The sequence below is a fragment of the Akkermansia biwaensis genome (assembly GCF_026072915.1).
Lineage (GTDB): Bacteria > Verrucomicrobiota > Verrucomicrobiia > Verrucomicrobiales > Akkermansiaceae > Akkermansia > Akkermansia biwaensis.
Map to the genome: position 1 here is coordinate 570,300 of NZ_AP025943.1, position 18,551 is coordinate 588,850.

Consider the following 18,551-nt stretch of genomic DNA (forward strand, 5'->3'; position numbering starts at 1 on the left):
GATTTGGAATCCGTTGGTTTTCAATCAACAGAGTAAATTAATACAACAGACTAAAAATAAATTATTTGGTCTTTTCAACAGAGATAGGGTTATTCCTTGTTTCCCTATATGGCAGCCCTAGACTGGTAAAAACAGGGGAGTTGCCAGAAGCCGTGCATGGCATTTTTTCCCGAGGATTTTCCAATCTTCCACCAATATCCATGAACACAAAACCTTCTACGAAACGCTCTGTCCGACACGTCAGCAAGGGATTCGCACTCATTGCCACCATCACCTTGATGATGCTCCTGGCCCTCCTGAGCGTCGGCCTTCTTACCATCGCATCATCACAGGTGCGCATCTCTGAGAAACAGCTCTTCGCTGCTGAGGCCAAGTCCCTGGCCAGATTCTCCCTGGAAGTTTCCCTGGGACAGCTCCAGTGCGAGCTGGGACCCGACCAGCGCGTTTCCGCCAACTCCGGCATTCTTTCTTCCGGCACCAGCGAAGGAAGTTCCCCCTATATTCTGGGCGCCTGGAACAGCTGGGACACCTGGCTCAACAGGAATAATTCCTCAGGCATGGACATCGCTTCCACCTACGATACGGGCAGAAGCTCCATGTTCCGCCGCTGGCTGATTTCCGACCCCGACCTGCGCAGGCTCAGCACCCTGGAAGCCGGAAAAAACCTTCTGGGGCAAAAGTCTGCTTCCAACCGCAGTTTCCGCAGCGTCTGCCTGCTGGGCCCCGGCACCGTAGGAACCCCGGCGGGGGCCCGGAACCAGGATAAAAAGGAAATCCATGTCCGCCTTGTACGCGTGGATGATTCTTCAAAGAATACGGGGCTGAAAAAGAATGCCAACACGCGCAAGTACATTGCCTGGTGGATTACGCCGGAAAACCAGAAGGCGCGCATCAATCTGATGCCTCATGCTTCCCAGGAAAGCACCGACCCGCTGACCGTGCTGCGTTCCACCTGGGACACCCCCGGCCCGGATCTGGACACCCTCAATATGACTTCATTGATGCCGTCGGGGTCCGGTGGCGACATGTCGGAAGTCAGGAAGCTGATCTCCCGTGACACGCTTCTTGCCAACAGCAAAAACGGCCGCCTGAAAGACCTGGGAGAGCTTTACCATGACATCACCCTGGTTTCTTCCAGCCTCCAGACGGATTCCAAATTCGGTGGCTTGAAGAAGGACTTGAATATTATGCTGTCCCAGGAAAAACTGCCTGAAGAGTTCCGGGGAGACACGGCGGACATCGGTCTGCGTCCCTACGCCACGGAGGACGGAACTCCGACAGAACAGAACCGCCCGATAAGCTCCTGGAACCAGCTCCACCTGTGGGCCAATGTGTGGGACTCTTCAACCAAAAGGGACGGCCAGGATGCCTCCGCCACACTGCAATGGAATGGGCAGACGCCCAGCACGCTGGTAGCCGCGGACGCCTCCGCCAACATGGAAATGATGGACAATCGCTACACCTACATGCGCCATCCCATCCTCCTGCGGTTTTATTCATTTGTCGGACTCAACTATGTCAAACACGGCAACAAGCACCCTAACCGGGGAGGATGGATCGACTTCCGAATCGCCGTCATCCCGGTTTATGTCTGGTGGAACCCGTACAATGTGGACATGAAGCTGACAGGAGCCGACGGGGGAGTATGGGGAGGCTATTTCGGGGAACACCGCTTCATGCCTCTACTGCTTTCCCATAATGTCAAATTCGCATGGAACCAGCTTGACGAAAACCAATTGACCAGCTACGGGGAATCCTGTTTGATCCCCTATCTAAACGCATCTTACAACAACCGCCAGGTAGCCGACTTTGGGGCTTCTTTCCGCACCACGTCCAAACTCAGTTCAGACGGTTCCACGATCAAGGGCGACCCATCTACGCTGAAAGCCGGGGAAATCGTCCTTTTCGCCCAGCCGGTCGTTTCCAATATAGCCAACGGTAACGAAGTCTATAAAACAAAACCCAACAGCGGTGACTTCAAACCGGACAGATTCCCTCTCAAGGAAGGCTGGTCCCAGGAAGCGGGACAGGTCAGTTCCTATGCCGTCAACCTGACGGACGGCGTTCGCTACGAACTGCTGGACGGTAGCGGATACAACCAGCAGGGTATTGCCAAGGCTTCCATCATCTTCGCGGAAAATACCAGCCAGCTCAACGGCACGCCGGACGACCACGTCCTGGCCATCAAATATGGGGAAAAGGGGGCATCCAAAGCCCTGGGCACTTTCATTATGGGCGCCGGACTGATGGATCCCGGGAAGATGAACAGCTCATCCTCTCTAAACGGGAAAAACACCGCGGAAATCGACATTTTCGCCAAAACCATGCCAGCCATCCTCAACCTGAACTGGGGCGCCTGGGAAAAACCGCTGATTGACCAAATCAAACTCCCGGCGGAAATGTGGGAAAACAACGACCAGGGCAGTGAGGAAGAAAAAAAGGCAGGCCAATACGGCACGCCTACGCAGGAATCTACCTTTGTAGCGTACTATGGAGTATCGGTGAAATGGGGCAAGCCTCCCGTCATCGGCGCCTACCCGGAAGGCAAGGACTACCGCGCCAAGACCTGGCAGCACTCCAGCCCCCTCTTCTGGGGCAGCCAGATGCCCACCGCATCCGAACTCGGACGATCCTACAGCCCCTACCAGTTTGAAGTCAAGAACGCCAACAGCGACTTCTTCCCCATCACCATCTCCAACATCCTCTCCAACGACGGCACCCGGCTCTCCCCATTCGGCGGACCCGGCGCCGAACAGGTCAACAAGATTGTGGCCGCCGAACTCCCATTCCAGCAGCCTTCCAGCCTCGCCGGATTCGCAGGATTCAGGCTCACCCCTGGTTGGTACAAGACCGACTCCAAAGCCGCCATCGCCAAACGCTTCGCCTACCAGTCAGGCGTTCCAGGCGTGGGCATCGGAAACTCCTTTGCCGACCCAATGCTGCCTCCAGACAAGGTTTTCTCACACAATGAAATCATGGGCGACGCCTCCCTGGGCGACTTCTGGGACCACGGCCTGATGATCAACGACGCCCTCTGGGACTCCTGGTTCACCTCCTCCCTGGCCGCACGGCCCCGCAGCATCGGCGGCTCCGCCAAAGAGGACCTCAAGTCCGTGCTCAAGGAAGCATTCTCCACGGACACTTCCTCCAACAAGGCCGCAGGCATTGCCAACAGGCGCCTCTCCCCGGACCTCCAGGGCAAGCCCGCCGAAGCGGTCATCGACGAACTGGCCAAAACCGACGAGGGCTACAAGCTCTCCGCCAAGTACCTGCCCATCGCCGGAGGCTTCAACGTCAACTCCACCTCCCGGAGAGCCTGGGAGGCCATGCTCATGGGCCTCAAGAACCGCAAGCTCCTCTACTCTTCCAACGGCAGGCCCTCCGTGCTGAATAGCAACCAGGCCAATTTCTCCCGCTTCGGGGTAGCCAGCAGCAACAAGTCCCACGTGGACGACTACGGCTCTATTGGCATCACCAACGGCATCCCGGACGGAGACGCCATGGCCTGGTCTGACCTGCGCACGCTCAGCGACACGCAAATCCGCGCACTTGCCGACAACATGGTCAAGGAAGTCAAGAAGAGGGGCCCCTTCCTGAACATGTCCGACTTCATCAACCGCCGCCTGCAGAGCGGAGAGATGGGGGTGAAGGGGGCGCTCCAGGCGGCCATCGACGAAAGCTCGATCAACAGGACCTTTGACGAACTCACGGACATGGTCATCACGCCCAAGGTTGGCTACCCGAACGCGGATGCGGCCAAGGGCTCAGTCTTTACGGCGGCACCCGGCTACCTGATCCAGTCGGACGTGCTTGCGGTGCTGGGCAACATTCTCACCACGCGCGACGACACGTTTACAATCCGCGCCTACGGGGAAGTGACGAGCCGGGAGGGAGTGGTGCTTTCCCGTGCGTGGTGCGAGGCGGTGGTGCAGCGTGGGATCAACTACGTGGACCCGGTGAACAGTCCGGAGACGGCGGCGACGAAGGTGAACATGAAGACCGGAGCGCTGGAAGGTACGGATTTGAGTGCGGTGAACAAGGCGTTTGGCCGCCGGTTCAACATTGTTTCCTTCCGCTGGCTCTCCCCTGAAGAAGTATGATTTAAACATGGCTTGAAGAACTTTCAGTCCAGGAGCTTCCTTTCTTCCCCTTTTATACCGGCCTCTGCCCTTTCAGCATTCGGCAATCATTGACAGCCGCCGCCTTCCCTCCCGCGGAAGTCGGCGGTTTTTTGTATGCGGGGGAACACCGCAGATTGTGACGATTTCTTAACCAGGATTCACTTCCTCACAGGGGGGTGGAAAGGATATCACATCCACGTCGCCCGCCGCCAGCGGTACTGAACACCGCCCCGGAGGGAGACGCAACACAACAGAAAAGACGCCATGAAATTTGTCGCCAAAATCCTGACAATCGCAGCCGTACTCAACTCTCTGAGCATGGCAGCAGATCAAGTAACCGTTGACAGCAGCATCAAGCCGTATGTGCCCATCAGCGGCGTTTCCGGCAACCTGAGCGCCGTCGGTTCCGATACACTGAACAACCTGATGACCCTTTGGGCGGAAGGATTCAGCAAAAAGTACCCCAGCGTCAAAATCGGCGTTGAAGGAAAAGGTTCCTCCACGGCTCCGCCCGCCCTGACGGCAGGCACCGCACAGCTGGCCCCCATGAGCCGCGCCATGAAGCGGGAAGAAATCGCGGCCTTTGAAGCCAAGTATGGCTACAAGCCAACGGAAATCAAGGTAGCCCTGGACGCCGTGGCTTTCTTCGTCAACAAGAACAATCCCATTCAAGCCCTTTCCCTGACGCAGGTCGACTCCATCTTCTCCTCCACTTTCAAGCGCGGCGGCTCCAACATTACCGACTGGGGCGATGCGGGCGTTCCCTCCATGAAAGGAAAGGCTATTTCCATCTATGGCCGTAACAGCGCCTCCGGCACGAACGGATTCGTAAAGGAAATCGCCCTCAAGAAGGGAGACTACAAAAACTCCGTGAAGGAACAGCCCGGTTCCTCCGCCGTGGTGCAGGGCATCAGTTCCGACGTGCAGGGCATCGGCTACTCCGGCATCGGATACGTCACCTCCGGCGTCAAGACTCTTTCCATCGCTGAAAAGGGCGGCCAGGTAGCGGTTCAGCCGTCTTACGACAACTGCATCAACGGCAAATACCCGCTCTCCCGCTACCTGCTGATTTACGTCAACAAGAAGCCCGGCGAGCCCCTGGACACCCTGACCAAGGAGTTCATCAAGTTCATCGTCTCCAAGGACGGACAGGAAATCGTGACCAAGGACGGATACTATCCCATCCCCGCCAAAGTCAGCGCGGATGTCCTCAAGAGCCTTGAATAAACAATCTCCCTGAAAACGCATGCCGGAGCAGGGCTGCGGGCCGCCGAGCCGGGTCCTGCTCCACTCTCTCCGTTCGCCTACCGTCATGAGCCCATCTTCCCCTTCTCCGTCCCCTTCCAGAAAGCCCAAACCCGTTCCCGAACGCTTTCAGGTGGCGAAAACTACGCTGTGGTTTGACCGCATCATGACCAAGACCATCATCGGCGGAGGTTTTACCGTCATCGTTGCCGTTTTCGGCATCCTCTTTTTCCTTTTGGCCGTTACCATTCCCCTCTTTCAAGGTGCAGAGGTGAAGGAAGGGCAGAGCCTCGCTCCCGCCGCCCAGGCCGCGGGAACGTGGGGGCTGGACCCCTCCGGCACGCAGCCTTTCGTTTACAGCAACGGCAAGGACATTTTCTTTCTGGACAAGGCCTCCGGCAATCTGAAACCCGTACCTGTGGCCCTGCCGGACAATGAAACCGTCTGCGCCCACTCCTACAATTCCTTCCTGTCAGCCTACCCTATCGCCACGGAATCCGGCAAGGTGGGCGTCATTTCCGTTCATTCCGGTCTCAATATCCACGGCCAGGTGAACGCCCACGGCCCCACCAAGGCCGGAACGGAAACCAGCCCACTCCACCCCATGACGGAAAACGGCGACGTTCCGGGCAGAATATCCGGCGTGGCTTATGCAGACGCGGGAGAACGCAAAATATTTTCCACAATCAATGAAACGGACCAGGGGCCGCGCCTCCTGCTGATGACACTGGAAGAATCCCGTTCCCTTCTCCATGAAGGGGAATTTATCCCCTCCGGATTCCATGACCTGACGGACCGTCTGGACGGCAAACCCGTCGCCATGCTCCCAGGCAACTCGGGAGACAGCCTCATCGTCGCCACGGATACGGACAAGCTGCTTTACTTCGCCTACAACGAAAACTCGGAAACCTGGGAAAAGCGCCAGACCATCCCTTCTCCCCTGGGCGACGGAGAAAGGATGACCACCGTCAACTGGCTCTTCGGGGACATGTCCCTGGTGCTGGGCGGCGACAGGGGGAGCCTGAAAATCTTCAGCCTGTACCCCCACCCGCAGGCAGACGGCGCCGCCCTGCGGCTCTTTGGCGAAACCAAGAAGTTTCCCCCCTTGAACGGCCCCGTGCAGCATTACGCCGCCTCCGGCATCAACCGCTCCTTCCTCGTCTCCTCGCCGCACGCCGTGCGCCTGTGCTACGGCACCACGGCGGACATCCGCTGGGAAAGCGACCGACTGGATTTTTCCCCGGTTCAACTGGCGGCCAACGCGGAATTCAACTCCATGCTGGCCACGGACGGACAAGGCCGCATCCATTTCTTTTCCATCAAGGACAGGCATCCGGAAGCCGGTTCCAAAGCGCTGGTCGGCAAAATCTGGTACGAAGGGTATGATTCTCCCAAATGGCTGTGGCAATCCGTAGGAGGCACGGACGACTATGAATCCAAGCTCTCCCTGATGCCCCTGGTCTTCGGCACGCTGAAAGGCACTCTGTACGCCCTCGTCTTCGCCGTACCCGTGGCGGTCATGGCAGCCGTTTACACGGCCCACTTCATGCCGCCCTCCGTCAAAAGGGTGGTGAAGCCCGTGATGGAAATCATGGCCTCCCTGCCATCCGTGGTGCTGGGCTTCTTCGGAGCGCTTTACCTGGCTCCCAGAATGGAGGACAAGGTGCCGGCGCTGGTCTGCATGGTTATCCTCATTCCGTCCCTGGCCGCCCTCATCGCCTGGTTCTGGACCACGCGTCCGGCAGCATGGAGGAACAAATTCAGCAACGGCCTGGAATATATCGTCATGACGCCCGTCATTCTTCTCTGCGCCTGGTTCTGCTGGGAATACCTGGGCTACTGGCTGGAACAGCCCTTCATCAGCCTCACCCGCGGCATCATGAGCCTGTGGGGGGCGGGAGACTTCCAGGCGGCCAGCTTTGCGGACCTGTGGCGCAACGGATTCGGCATGCCCTATGAACAGCGCAACTCCCTCGTCGTCGGGTTCGTGATGGGCTTTGCGGTGATTCCCGTCATCTTCACCATTTCCGAGGACGCCCTGAGCAACGTTCCCCCCTCCCTCATCGCCGCGTCCGAAGCGCTGGGCGCCAGCCGCTGGCAAATCGTCCGGACGGTGGTGCTCCCCGTAGCCTCCGCAGGCATCTTTTCCGCCCTGATGATCGGGCTGGGGCGCGCCGTGGGGGAAACCATGATCGTTCTGATGGCCACAGGCAACACCCCCATCATGGACTGGAACATTTTCAACGGCATGCGCACCCTCTCCGCCAATATCGCCACGGAACTGCCGGAGGCGGCTCAGGACTCCACCCACTACCGCGTCCTTTTCCTCGGCGGCCTCATCCTGTTCTCCATGACGTTCATCCTGAACACGCTGGCGGAAATCGTGCGCCAGCGCCTCCGCAAACGCTTCAATGTCGTCTGACCCTGCCCTCCTTCTCTCTCTATCCTTTCTTTTCCATGAAACCGGATTTCACTCTCCCTCCCGCTCCCGGACGCCCCCTGGGAGAAGCCAACATCTGGATCACCTCCATAGGCATCTCTGTGGGCCTCATCATGATCTTCGGCCTGCTGGGCATCATCCTTGTCAACGGCATGGAGGCTTTCTGGCCCAAGACAATCCATGAACTGACCCTATCCCCCGCCGCAGAGGGGGAAAAACCGTACACCCTGTACGCCAGCATCACCAAGGACCAGACGCGCCACGTTCCGGCGGACCCCACGCAGCCCGGCTCCACGGCGAGGGATATCCGGGAATACCAGCTCTTCACCGGCAGCAAGGAAACCTACGGGCAATCCTACCGTTATGTGGACGTGCACAACATCTCCGCCTCCTCCACGCCCCAGGGGCTTCTCTGCCTGGAACGCATGGAAGGGGGGAAGGCCCTGGTGAAGCCGCTGGAACTCCAGCTGGCCTCCGGAGAAACCATTCCGGCCTCATCCCCCGAATTCATGCAAGCCTTCCGCCGCGCGCTGGACCATGAAACGGAACTGAGGGAGGAAATAAAGGCCATAGATACCGGAAAAATAGGAACCGTCAACACCAGGCTGGCGGATGCGCGGCTGGACATCAAGGCCATTGAACGCTCCTATGACATCCGGGAGGAAAACGGAACCAGGACCGCCGCGCTCAAACAGAATCCCGTCGTCAGAGATGTGGACCACCCTGTGGAAGAACTGGCCAAACTCAATGAAAAAGTAGCCCGGCTCAATGCCGAATACGAACAATACACGGCGGAAGCGAGCAAACTCCGGGCGCAGCAGGGCCGCGACACGCTCGTCTATTCCCTGGGAGACGGGGAAAGGAAGGAGATCAGCCTGGACAAGGCCGTGTACGGCTATCTTCCGAACGACCTGGGCTTCTTCGGCAAATGCGGCGTCTTCCTCCACAACCTGTACCACTTCATTGTGGATGATCCGCGGGAGGCCAACACGGAAGGCGGCATTTTCCCCGCCATCTTCGGCACCTTCATCATGACCCTGCTCATGAGCGCCCTGGTCACCCCGGTGGGCGTCATCGGCGCCACCTACCTGCGGGAATACGCCAAACAAGGGACTCTGGTGCAGGCCGTCCGCATTTGCGTGAACAATCTGGCGGGCGTGCCCTCCATCGTCTTCGGCGTCTTCGGCCTGGGCTTTTTCGTGTACTACCTGGGCGGCACGATTGATGAACTCTTCTACTGGAAAAAACTGGCCGTGGACAACACGCCCACCTTCGGCACCTCCGGCATCCTGTGGGCCTCCCTCACGCTGGCCCTGATGACGCTGCCCGTCGTGATCGTGTCCACGGAGGAAGCGCTTTCCGCCGTGCCGCGCGGCCTGCGGGAGGCAGCTCTGGCCTGCGGAGCCTCCAAATGGCAGATGATCAAGCGCATCATTCTTCCCAGCGCCCTGCCGGGCGTCATGACCGGGCTGATCCTGGCGATGGCCCGCGGCGCGGGGGAAGTGGCCCCCCTGATGGTCACGGGCGTGGTCAAGCTGGCCCCGTCCCTGCCCATTGACGGAGAAGGGCCCTTCATCCATCTGGAACGCAAATTCATGCACCTGGGCTTCCATATCTACGACGTGGGCTTCCAGTCCCCGGACTCGGACGCCGCACAGCCCATGGTTTTCGCCACCACCCTGCTGCTCATCCTGCTCGTGGTGGTCATGAACCTCACGGCCATCCTCATCCGCAACCGCCTCCGCAAGAAATACGCGGCGTCCAGTTTCTGACGCGGAAACGCCGCATTCCGCCCCTTATTTCCACATCCCATGACTGAACCATCCGCCGCAGACGACGATCCCATCATCGAGGTAGAGGACTTCTGCTTCCATTACGGAGACAAGCAGGTTCTCTTCAACATAGGCATGACCTTTGAATCCAACAAGGTGACGGCCCTTATCGGCCCCTCCGGCTGCGGGAAATCCACCCTGCTCCGCAACATCAACCGCATGAACGACCTGATCCCGGAAGTGCGCCATGAAGGGGACATCCGCATAGACGGCGCCAGCCTGTACGACCCGCGCGTGGAAGTCATCTCCCTGCGCAAGCGGGTGGGCATGGTCTTCCAGAAATACAACCCGTTCCCCAAAAGCATTTATGAAAACATCGTCTTCCCCCTCCGCGTGGCGGGCCGCAACAGCCGCGCGGAACTGGATGAAACAGTGGAGCGCAGCCTGAAAGGAGCCGCCCTGTGGGACGAAGTGAAGGACAAGCTGCATGAAAGCGCCTACGGCCTTTCCGGCGGCCAGCAACAGCGCCTGTGCATCGCGCGCGCCATTGCCAACCGTCCGCAGATCCTGCTGATGGACGAACCCTGTGCCGCCCTGGACCCCATCGCTACGCTGAAAATCGAAGACCTGATGGAAGACCTGAAAAAAGACCTCACCATCGTCATCGTCACCCACAACATGCAGCAGGCCACCCGCATCGCGGACAACACCGCCTTCATGTACATGGGCCGCCTCGTCGAATACGGGCAAACGTCCCAAATCTTCACCAATCCCGGGGAAAAGGAAACGGAAGCCTACATCACGGGCCGTTTCAGCTGATCCCGGCAACCATCACTCCTTCTTCCACCATCATGACACCACATCCCGGCAACCACATCCTCCCCCACTACGATCTGGCCCTGAACAACATCCAGACACGCGTCAACTGCGTCTGCGAAAGCCTGCTGGACCACATGGCCGTACTGGAACATGTCATCTCGGATGCGGACATGAACGGAGCCAACGGCATCATTGCGGACGATGAACTGCTGGATGAAGAAACGCGCCAGATTCTTTCCCTCTGCTCCGCCGTCCTCATCCAGTTCCACCCCCTCGGCTCCGACCTGCGCCTGGTTCTCTCCCTCTCCCGCTGTACGGACAAGCTCCGCGAATGCGCGGAGGAAGTCGCCGACATCGCCCGGCATGCCAAAGCTTCCATCAAGCGGCAGGAATCCCTTGCCCCGGACATCGTCCTCCCCCTGCTGAACATGGCCGTCTCCGAATTCCGGGACGCCGTGGAAAGCCTGAAAACGCAGGACATGGAAACGGCGCGGGAAGTGCGACTGCGCGACAAGAAGCTGGACAAGGCCCACCGCAAAGCCCTGGGCGGCCTCGTCACTCCGGAGGCAGAGGAACAACAATCCCTCAACGTCAACCTGCTCTTCATCATCCGCTCCATCGAGCGCATCGGAGACATCGCCAAAACCATCGCCGCCGCCGTCGTCTTCCTGAAGGAAGCCACGGACATCCGCCACGGCAGGGATAAATGACCTCACGGAAAAGAAAACGGAAAACGAATTCCCCCAGAAGGCCATCCCGCGCTTTTCCCAGCAGCAACCGCCTGCCGCAATGGCATCATCAGGCAGGGTGGCCCTACGGAAATTAAATCGCATTCCCATGCCTTCTCCGGACACCTGGCACTTCACCAAAGCACCCTATTCTGAACAATCCGGGGTCCGGCATCCCCCTCCCCTGATAAATCATGTACCTCAACCCTGAACTTCCGCCTTGCGACGGAATAAAACGGATGGATGACCGCCTTCTCCCATCTCCGCATATCACCGGAAAAGAACTTCAAGCTGAATTTCCGCATCGAACACAACGGAAGGCGGCCCATAAAACGGATATGGTGCCCGCAAAATACAAACAGCGGGCCCACGATTTTTTCGTTCATGATGGCATGGTGTCATACAAATAAAAAACGGTCAGTCGGATTGGGAAACGGGAGCGGCGCCTTTGCCTTCCAGCGCAGCATCCAGTTTCCGGGCCATTCCCAGTACAGAATACCCGGGATCTGTGGACAAGACCATGACGGCCGTATTCCCCCGCAGGAAATACATCGCCGACTCACCGCTGTTCTTCACCAGCGCCCCATCCGGTCCCAATGCAGAGCCGCAACCGAGGTCGAAATCCCCCACCTTTCCCGGCTTTATTATCGTGGATGCCGCTATATCGCGTGGGTCTCTCTTCGTATTCCTCGGGTCATAGAAACGCAGCCTCAACAGCAGCTCCATCGCTTCCTTCCGGCTGCGCGCATGCGCCACCAGTATCTCCACGCAAGAACCCCGTTCCATCGTTTCCTCCAATTTCCCGGAGGGCTTCAACTTCGCATGTATGCCATTGCGCAGGTGGCCCACTCCCTCCACCCGGAACGACTTCCCGCCCCATTTCTTCAGTATTTCCAGGGTAACTCTGCCTTCGTGAACATTGGGAATCACCAGTTCTTCACTCAATGCCTCTGCATGCTTCAACATCTCCACCGGAGCCAGGGTTTTGTCATAAGCCATCACCTTGTCACAAAGGGAAGGCATCTCATAGCAGGGATCTTTTTTCCACTCTTCCAGTTTCCTTGCTTCTTGCTCTTTCCTATATAGCGCTTCCTTCTGCCGTTCAACTTCAAGCTGTCTCTCCCTTCTTTTTTCAAAGCTACCGCCAGATCTTTCTCGTCCATGGGAATCCACGATGTCCTATCCAAAAAGAAATCAAAAATTGATTCGGCAAGCTTTACATCCCAGACATCCCGTTCACGCGGACCTCCTATTGCAATTCCCAGATTCCCCCTTATTGCATATAAAAGCATTGCCGGGAATGTCTCCATATCCTCAAATACGCCGCAAGTTCCATCCCTGCCCCATACGTCTTTCACTTTTAAAGAGATTACACTCAACTTCCTATTTTTCAACATCTTCCTGGCTTCACGTTCCGTTTTAAATAAGTATATATGCACATAACCAAGCATATTCCCTTCCTTGTCCATCAACCTCCACCAGTGAAAATCTTTCTGCCCACCTCTAAGAAACAAATATTCCCCACATTTCAAGTTGGTTTGAGGAATAACAATATCCGTCTTGGACCATGTTTTCCGTTTCACCGGCAAATTTTCATCAAATCCTTTGTCTCCGTCCATGTCGCCACAAATATCAAGCTCCATTTTTTCAGCTGCTACCCCGTTCGGACTAATACAGAAGACGTCCTCCCCTGAAGCCAGGCAGGAATAGAGACATGCAAAAATCATGGCCAAATGTATGAAAAAAGAAATGCTGCAATGAATCACAGTTTTTATCCTCTTTGCATTTAAAAAACTTCCACTAGAATACCTAACTGGCTGATGCTCCAATGCAGGAGAGCAGAGCAGCGTCCAATTTCCGGGCCATTCCCAGTACAGAATACCCGGGATCTATGGACAAAACCATGACGGCCGTATTCCCTCTCAGGAAATACACCGCAGATTGCTCGCTCCCTTTCACCAACGCCCCGTCCGGCCCCAGCACGGGACCGCATCCCAGGTCGAAGTCCCCCACCTTCCCCGGCTTTATTACCGTGGACGCCGCTACATCCTTCGGGTCTCTCTCCGTGTTCCGCGGATCATAGAAACGCAGTTTCAATAATAGTTCCATTGCCTCCTTCCGGCTGCGAGCATGCGCCACCAGAATTTCTACACAGGCCCCCTGCTCCATGGTTTTAGCTATAGAACCGCTGGGCGTCAAAACCGCATGCATGCCATTGCGCAAGTGCCCCACGCCTTCCACTCGAAATGATCTCCCTCCCCACTTCTTCACCATATCCAGCGTGATTCCGCCTTCATGTGCGTTGGGAATCACCAATTCCCCATTCATCACCTCGTCATGCTTCAACAGTTCCACGGGAGCCCGGGAAGAATCATAGGCCATCACCTCCTCACAAAGTGGAGGCATCTGGTAACAGGGATCCTTTTTCCACTTTTCCAGTTCCTTCGCTTCGTGTTCTTTCTTATCCTTTTCTTCCTTTTCTTTACGCTGAACTTTCCGTTTTTCTTCTAACTCAATAGCAAGTTTTTTTAACCTCTGATTCCGCTTGGTTAAAGCTACCTGCAACCTGTCTCCCGGCGACTTGAATTCACCTTCGCCTCTCAACAAACGGAATAGTTCCCGCGCATCTTTTTCATCAAATTTTTTCCTGCTTTCATCATTTTCATTCCAATAGAAAACCAACCCGAGATTCCCTTGCATGGAACATTTAAATTGAAGCTTTTTCTCTCTATCAAAACGATATAAACACCATAAACCTTTCTCTTCCAATTTTTCATGAAACCCGTTTAGAGAACCTGTGGAATCAGGAGGGCAGAAATCGGCCAGGATGATTAGAAGACGCTGGAGATGAATCCTGGAAGAAGTCCAGAAAAGAGCTACGCCACCACAGTCATTGCCTTCTTCATCGATCAAGCTCCAGGAAAGATCGCTTTCCCCATTCAAACGGCTCATCATTATTTTTCCATTGAGCATCAGAGGTTCTTTCAAAGCGACAATATTTTTCCGTTCCACAGACGCTCCTTCAGGCGTTTTGAAACGAAATGATTCCCTAACGGATTCCAGTTCCTTCCAATGGTATTCGTAATCAAGCAGCCATTCAATCTGCTCGCCAAACGAGGGAACTGTCTCTTTTTTAGCTCCTGGGGTTAATTCTATCAAGGCTTCATGCCCACATGTAACAAACACGCCTATAACTGAAAGAAATATTATCGCAACAGTTTTCATCTATTTAATTTCCAAATTTTCTATCTTTATATCCTCCAGAAGGAATTTAGCTTTAGCCGGAACCTCCACTCCATCTCTTATTTTTGTACCTACAACCCTAATTCTTCTTCCTTCGTATTTTGGTATATCTTCTTTGATCACTTTCATTGCTGAAGCCGGAGTTTGTTTTTTAATATAACTGAATGGAACTTCCCAAAAAAATGCCTCCCCAATAAAATTATTATTTATATCAACTTCTCTCAATTGAACATAATGGCCTTTTTCTCCTTTGCTTTTTTCATCAATTCCCACTTGATTATAAAATTGTTCTTCATTCTTCGTTCCGTCACCTGGAGGAAATCTTGCATCATAAATTTTATCTCCAAGCTTATTATAAGCATGATATTCCCAATTAAGAAAAGGCATACATTTACGAACTTTCAAATCTATTCCATGAAAATTCGAACATAAACCAGTTAAAGTCGCGACATCAGAACAATTTGTTTTTTGATTTGTATCTTCTAAGAAATTTGAAAGATTAATATCATATTTATTATATCCAACATTAACATATACTACTCCGACTTCATTATACTTATTAGATCCGACTTTCCACTTTACTTTACAAATGATATCATGATCTTTATCAATGCCTTTCGTATTGCATTCCTCAATAAAAAATTGCAATACCTTTTTCCAAGGAGTCTTCTTCGTCCAACTTCCCACCGGTTTTTTTAACACCACGTACGCTTTCTCCACCGAATAATCTGGTTTATTAATCAACTGCACATCTTTATACGTGATCTCGAACTCGTGGGAAACCCCACCCAAAGCCACTTTCTTGTCCAGCTTGGCAGCCTTGAATGGAATTTTACTATTAGCATCAAAATTCTGATTGTCCGCTTCCTCCATGGTCAACGCCTTCAGGATGCTTTCCTTTCCCTTTCCGACTTCCCCCTTGATTTCCACATCTTTCATCTTAAGACCGGCCGGCTTGACGTCAAAGCACACCTGGATTACCGGCGTGCTTTCCGCCGCATACAGGATGGCGGTTTCCTTGTCCCCGGCGTCCGCCTGATATTCCGGCGTAGGAACCAGCTTTCCTTCGGCATCCTCCGCTACCGGAAGAGAGGAATTTTCCTTGCCGTGCCGGAACGTTACGGATTTGACCTTGACCACCGGAGAAACGGCCTTGATATCCGCCTTGGCCGGACCTTCCTGATTAGCAAGTTCTTCCTTGTTTTTGGGATCAAGGGGAATGTCCTTGTACTCAATGGAACCCTTGATCTTGAATTCCTTACCCCAGGATTTTTCCGTGGTTGTAAATTCCATTTCCTCCTTGCCTTTTTCATCATAGCTCAAGGCTCCTTCCTTACCATCCCATTTGTAAATGGGTCCGCTCAACTTGTACTCGTCACGGGGTTTAGGTTTGAATTCGTTGGTAATTTTCAATTTAACCTTTTCAGCTTCCGGCTTTCCCTCTGCGGTGCCTTTGCGGAATATTACCATTTCCTCATTGCCGTCCATGGCGCGATTTTCCGCAGTCATCACCTTGATCGTGCTTCCATTTACAAATTCGGAAGAAGCTTCTGCGGTCACAACATGGCAGCTGGCCACCATCAACCATGCTATGCAGTAAACCAATGCCTTCATTTTTTCTGTTTTTCCTTGTTTCTGATATATTCCCGAATCACCTTTTTGGCTTCCAATACCTTGGGGTGATCCGGCTCCATATTCCTGAATTCCTTCCAATCCAATCCGGTGTAGAGCATGTTTCCACATTCTTCAACGGTGAAGGAAACTACGTTCGGGCTATACGGCGTCCAATTTCTGGAGCGGTATGGCACAAAGTCTTCCTGGTTGGAGGCCCATGTATCTTCCAGCATTTTGGCGGAGTGCACCCGATCCTGCGGAGTCCAGTACCCCAACTGCCACCGCCAGGCAGACATTAAATCATCCAGTCTGTCCGGATAACGCAATAACGCCGTATAAGCACGGAACGCACAACGTTTCCACTGGTAGATCCACCTGTTCCCTCCCTGGTCCCAGCTCTGGCAGGCGGACCAAAGAGAAAGCGCTTCCCGTGGAATATCTTTCAGAGGCAAGTGGGCAACCGACGGAGGCTGCGGACGGACGGGCCCATAAGCTGCCCGCATCAGCCTGTTTTTCCGTGCCGAAGAAGCCAGTCCCGTCAGAAACACGCCGTTTAGAATCGTGTTCATGGAGTTGTTTCTGACCACACGAAAACCGTAGCACCCACCTCCGTTCATCAGGAACGTTTTATACACGCCGCTCCCGGAAAAATCCTTCACCCGGCACCGAGCCAGCACGGGGGACGCCAGTTGACGTTCCAATTCCTCAATCATACAGTCCGGCGGAAGTTTCAATTCCCTGATCGGTATGTCTCTGGTCAGAATCTTGGGAGGAACAGAGGAACGAAGAATTTTCCGGGCTTCCACCACGAAATCCCGGTGACCGTTCAGCTTCTCCCTGCCGTTGGGATTGTAAAAATACAGGGACACCAAATGCCTTCCCTCCGGCACCCGAACCAGCGCCCACACATCCGGCCCGTCAAAGGAATAGGAATAAACTTCTCCGTGATCGTCCCATTCCGCCTCCGTCCGCATGCCGCTGGTGGGGCAGAACAGCACGTTCCTGTTGTCCGGCTTGTTGACCCAATGCACCCAGTGGCGCAAATCGTCATTTTTCTTCCGGTGCGGCCCCATCCATCCTCCTACGGAAAATTTAAATCCCCATGAAAAATTGTATGTTACATTATTGATCGGCGCATTCATGGCGCACAGCATGGCGTAATTGATGCCATAACGTTCGCACCAGTCTCCCTGCGTGCTCCAGTCTTCATGAAAATACGTCACGGGAGCGGGGGCGGAAGAGTCCGGCTGACGGAACAATTGCTCCAGCCGACGGCATTCCTCACCGTCTGCGTACGGCATGGGAACGGGATGCTCCTTCGCCATGGTTGCAACCGCTTTTCCGGCATGACGCTTTTCCCCGCTCTCACCCACCGGTAGCAAGCCCCCGCCATTGGTAGCCGCGCACAGCCTGCCGCCGGGCAGCGCCACAAACGCGCGGACCCATCTGGCGCGCACGTTGGAATGGGTATGAAGCGCCCTTTTTTTCATCTTCATGGTACGGGCGTCCACCAATGCCGCGCCCTGCTGCCGGAACCCCACCCATATCCCGTCCGGGGTAGGAAACAGAGCCGTGACGTAGTCTTCCGGCAGAAGATCGGGCACGGGATCAATAACCATGGATTCCACAGGACGGTAATCCTTCGGCATTCCGCCGAACAATCCCTTGTTCTTCTCCTGGAAATCCCTTCCCCTCGTGAACAGGTATTTTCCGTTGATACCCCTCACCAGCCCCGCGTTGGTGCCTATCCAAACCACGCGCTCCTCCTGAACGGCAATGGCGTTGCACAAATTGGAGGGCAGGAAGGTTCCGCAGCGTTCGGCGGGCTGTCTCATCCTCTGCCCCCTGTCCCAGTACCATCTGGCCTGGGAATGGCGCCATTTCCCGTAGCCGTCCCGGCGAGAAGCGGAACTGACACCTCCGCATTGATAGGCCACGTGCAAGTCTTCCCCGGGAGTAAAGGCCAGCGCCTCAATCTGGTCCTCCAGCAATCCTTCCGCCCGGGTGATGCCTCTCCACGTTTTTCCGGCAGGATCGTATAGGGACAGACCGCCGGAGGTTGCCAACGCTACCAAACCCGTCACGGGACTTATCCGGATGGCAAACACGCGTTCTCCCAATAATCCGGAAAGCTGATCGTAAGTCTTCCATGTCTCGCCGTTCCAGACAGCCACTCCCTGGTTGTCCGTCCCCACCCAGATCCGGCCCTGCAAGTCCTCGGCAATGGCATAGCAATTCATGGTGGGGGGAAATCCCGGCTCCCGATGCATGGCGCGCCAAGTTCCGGCTTCCAGCTTCCAGACGCCCCCAGCCTCCGCCGCCACCCATACATTTCCTCGTGCATCCGCTACCGCGTCCATCAGGAAGGAGACGGGACAGGCAGGAAGCCGGTTCGCCGGAGCCGCCGCATTTCCGCTTCCCGCATTCCCGGAAGCCAGGATAAAACCTCCATTTGTCCACGCCAACAACAGGCAAGCCAAAGCAAAACAATTCCTGAACAATTTAAAAAAGAAAACCATGCACGGTAATTATTAGCCATCCATAACAAAAAAAATCAACGTTAAATAAA

The 18,551-nt window shown here is 55.1% G+C and carries 11 protein-coding genes; 6 read left to right on the forward strand and 5 right to left on the reverse strand.

Annotation, left to right across the window (positions count from 1 at the left end; translation table 11 throughout):
• Window positions 1–200 precede the first annotated feature (200 nt).
• The 6 genes from OQH67_RS02265 to OQH67_RS02290 all read left to right on the forward strand — a co-directional run bounded on the left by OQH67_RS02265 (window position 201) and on the right by OQH67_RS02290 (window position 11,107).
• A complete protein-coding gene (locus OQH67_RS02265; protein ID WP_215711599.1) occupies window positions 201–4,100 on the forward strand; it encodes a hypothetical protein in 3,900 nt (1,299 codons plus the stop codon).
• 285 nt (window positions 4,101–4,385) lie between these two features.
• Window positions 4,386–5,348: a PstS family phosphate ABC transporter substrate-binding protein gene (locus OQH67_RS02270; RefSeq protein ID WP_067569828.1), complete on the forward strand. Its 963-nt coding sequence runs from the start codon at window positions 4,386–4,388 to the stop codon at window positions 5,346–5,348.
• Between the two features lie 85 nt (window positions 5,349–5,433).
• On the forward strand, window positions 5,434–7,788 hold the full coding sequence (locus tag OQH67_RS02275; RefSeq protein ID WP_215437340.1) for an ABC transporter permease subunit: 2,355 nt from the start codon (window positions 5,434–5,436) through the stop codon (window positions 7,786–7,788).
• Window positions 7,789–7,823: 35 nt separating this feature from the next.
• The gene (gene pstA, locus OQH67_RS02280; RefSeq protein WP_215437337.1) at window positions 7,824–9,578 is read left to right on the forward strand and encodes a phosphate ABC transporter permease PstA; all 1,755 of its coding nucleotides are present in this window, start codon (window positions 7,824–7,826) and stop codon (window positions 9,576–9,578) included.
• A gap of 39 nt (window positions 9,579–9,617) precedes the next feature.
• Entirely contained in the window at window positions 9,618–10,397 is a 780-nt protein-coding gene (pstB, locus tag OQH67_RS02285) for a phosphate ABC transporter ATP-binding protein PstB (protein WP_215437329.1), read from the forward strand.
• A gap of 32 nt (window positions 10,398–10,429) precedes the next feature.
• Entirely contained in the window at window positions 10,430–11,107 is a 678-nt protein-coding gene (locus tag OQH67_RS02290) for a phosphate signaling complex PhoU family protein (protein WP_215437326.1), read from the forward strand.
• Between the two features lie 435 nt (window positions 11,108–11,542).
• On the opposite strand, the gene OQH67_RS02295 is transcribed toward OQH67_RS02290, so the two are convergent.
• The 5 genes from OQH67_RS02295 to OQH67_RS02315 form a co-directional block, all read right to left on the reverse strand.
• On the reverse strand, window positions 11,543–12,148 hold the full coding sequence (locus OQH67_RS02295; protein WP_215437321.1) for a hypothetical protein: 606 nt from the start codon (window positions 12,146–12,148) through the stop codon (window positions 11,543–11,545).
• Entirely contained in the window at window positions 12,124–12,852 is a 729-nt protein-coding gene (locus tag OQH67_RS02300; protein WP_215437318.1) for a hypothetical protein, read from the reverse strand. Before OQH67_RS02300 ends, OQH67_RS02295 begins: the two co-directional genes overlap by 25 nt.
• A gap of 82 nt (window positions 12,853–12,934) precedes the next feature.
• Window positions 12,935–14,350: a hypothetical protein gene (locus OQH67_RS02305; protein WP_215711600.1), complete on the reverse strand. Its 1,416-nt coding sequence runs from the start codon at window positions 14,348–14,350 to the stop codon at window positions 12,935–12,937.
• On the reverse strand, window positions 14,351–15,982 hold the full coding sequence (locus OQH67_RS02310; RefSeq protein ID WP_215459000.1) for a hypothetical protein: 1,632 nt from the start codon (window positions 15,980–15,982) through the stop codon (window positions 14,351–14,353).
• Complete coding sequence (locus OQH67_RS02315; protein ID WP_215711601.1) at window positions 15,979–18,447, reverse strand: ligand-binding sensor domain-containing protein; 2,469 nt, start codon at window positions 18,445–18,447, stop codon at window positions 15,979–15,981. The genes OQH67_RS02310 and OQH67_RS02315 overlap by 4 nt, the downstream gene beginning before the upstream one ends.
• Window positions 18,448–18,551 lie beyond the last annotated feature (104 nt).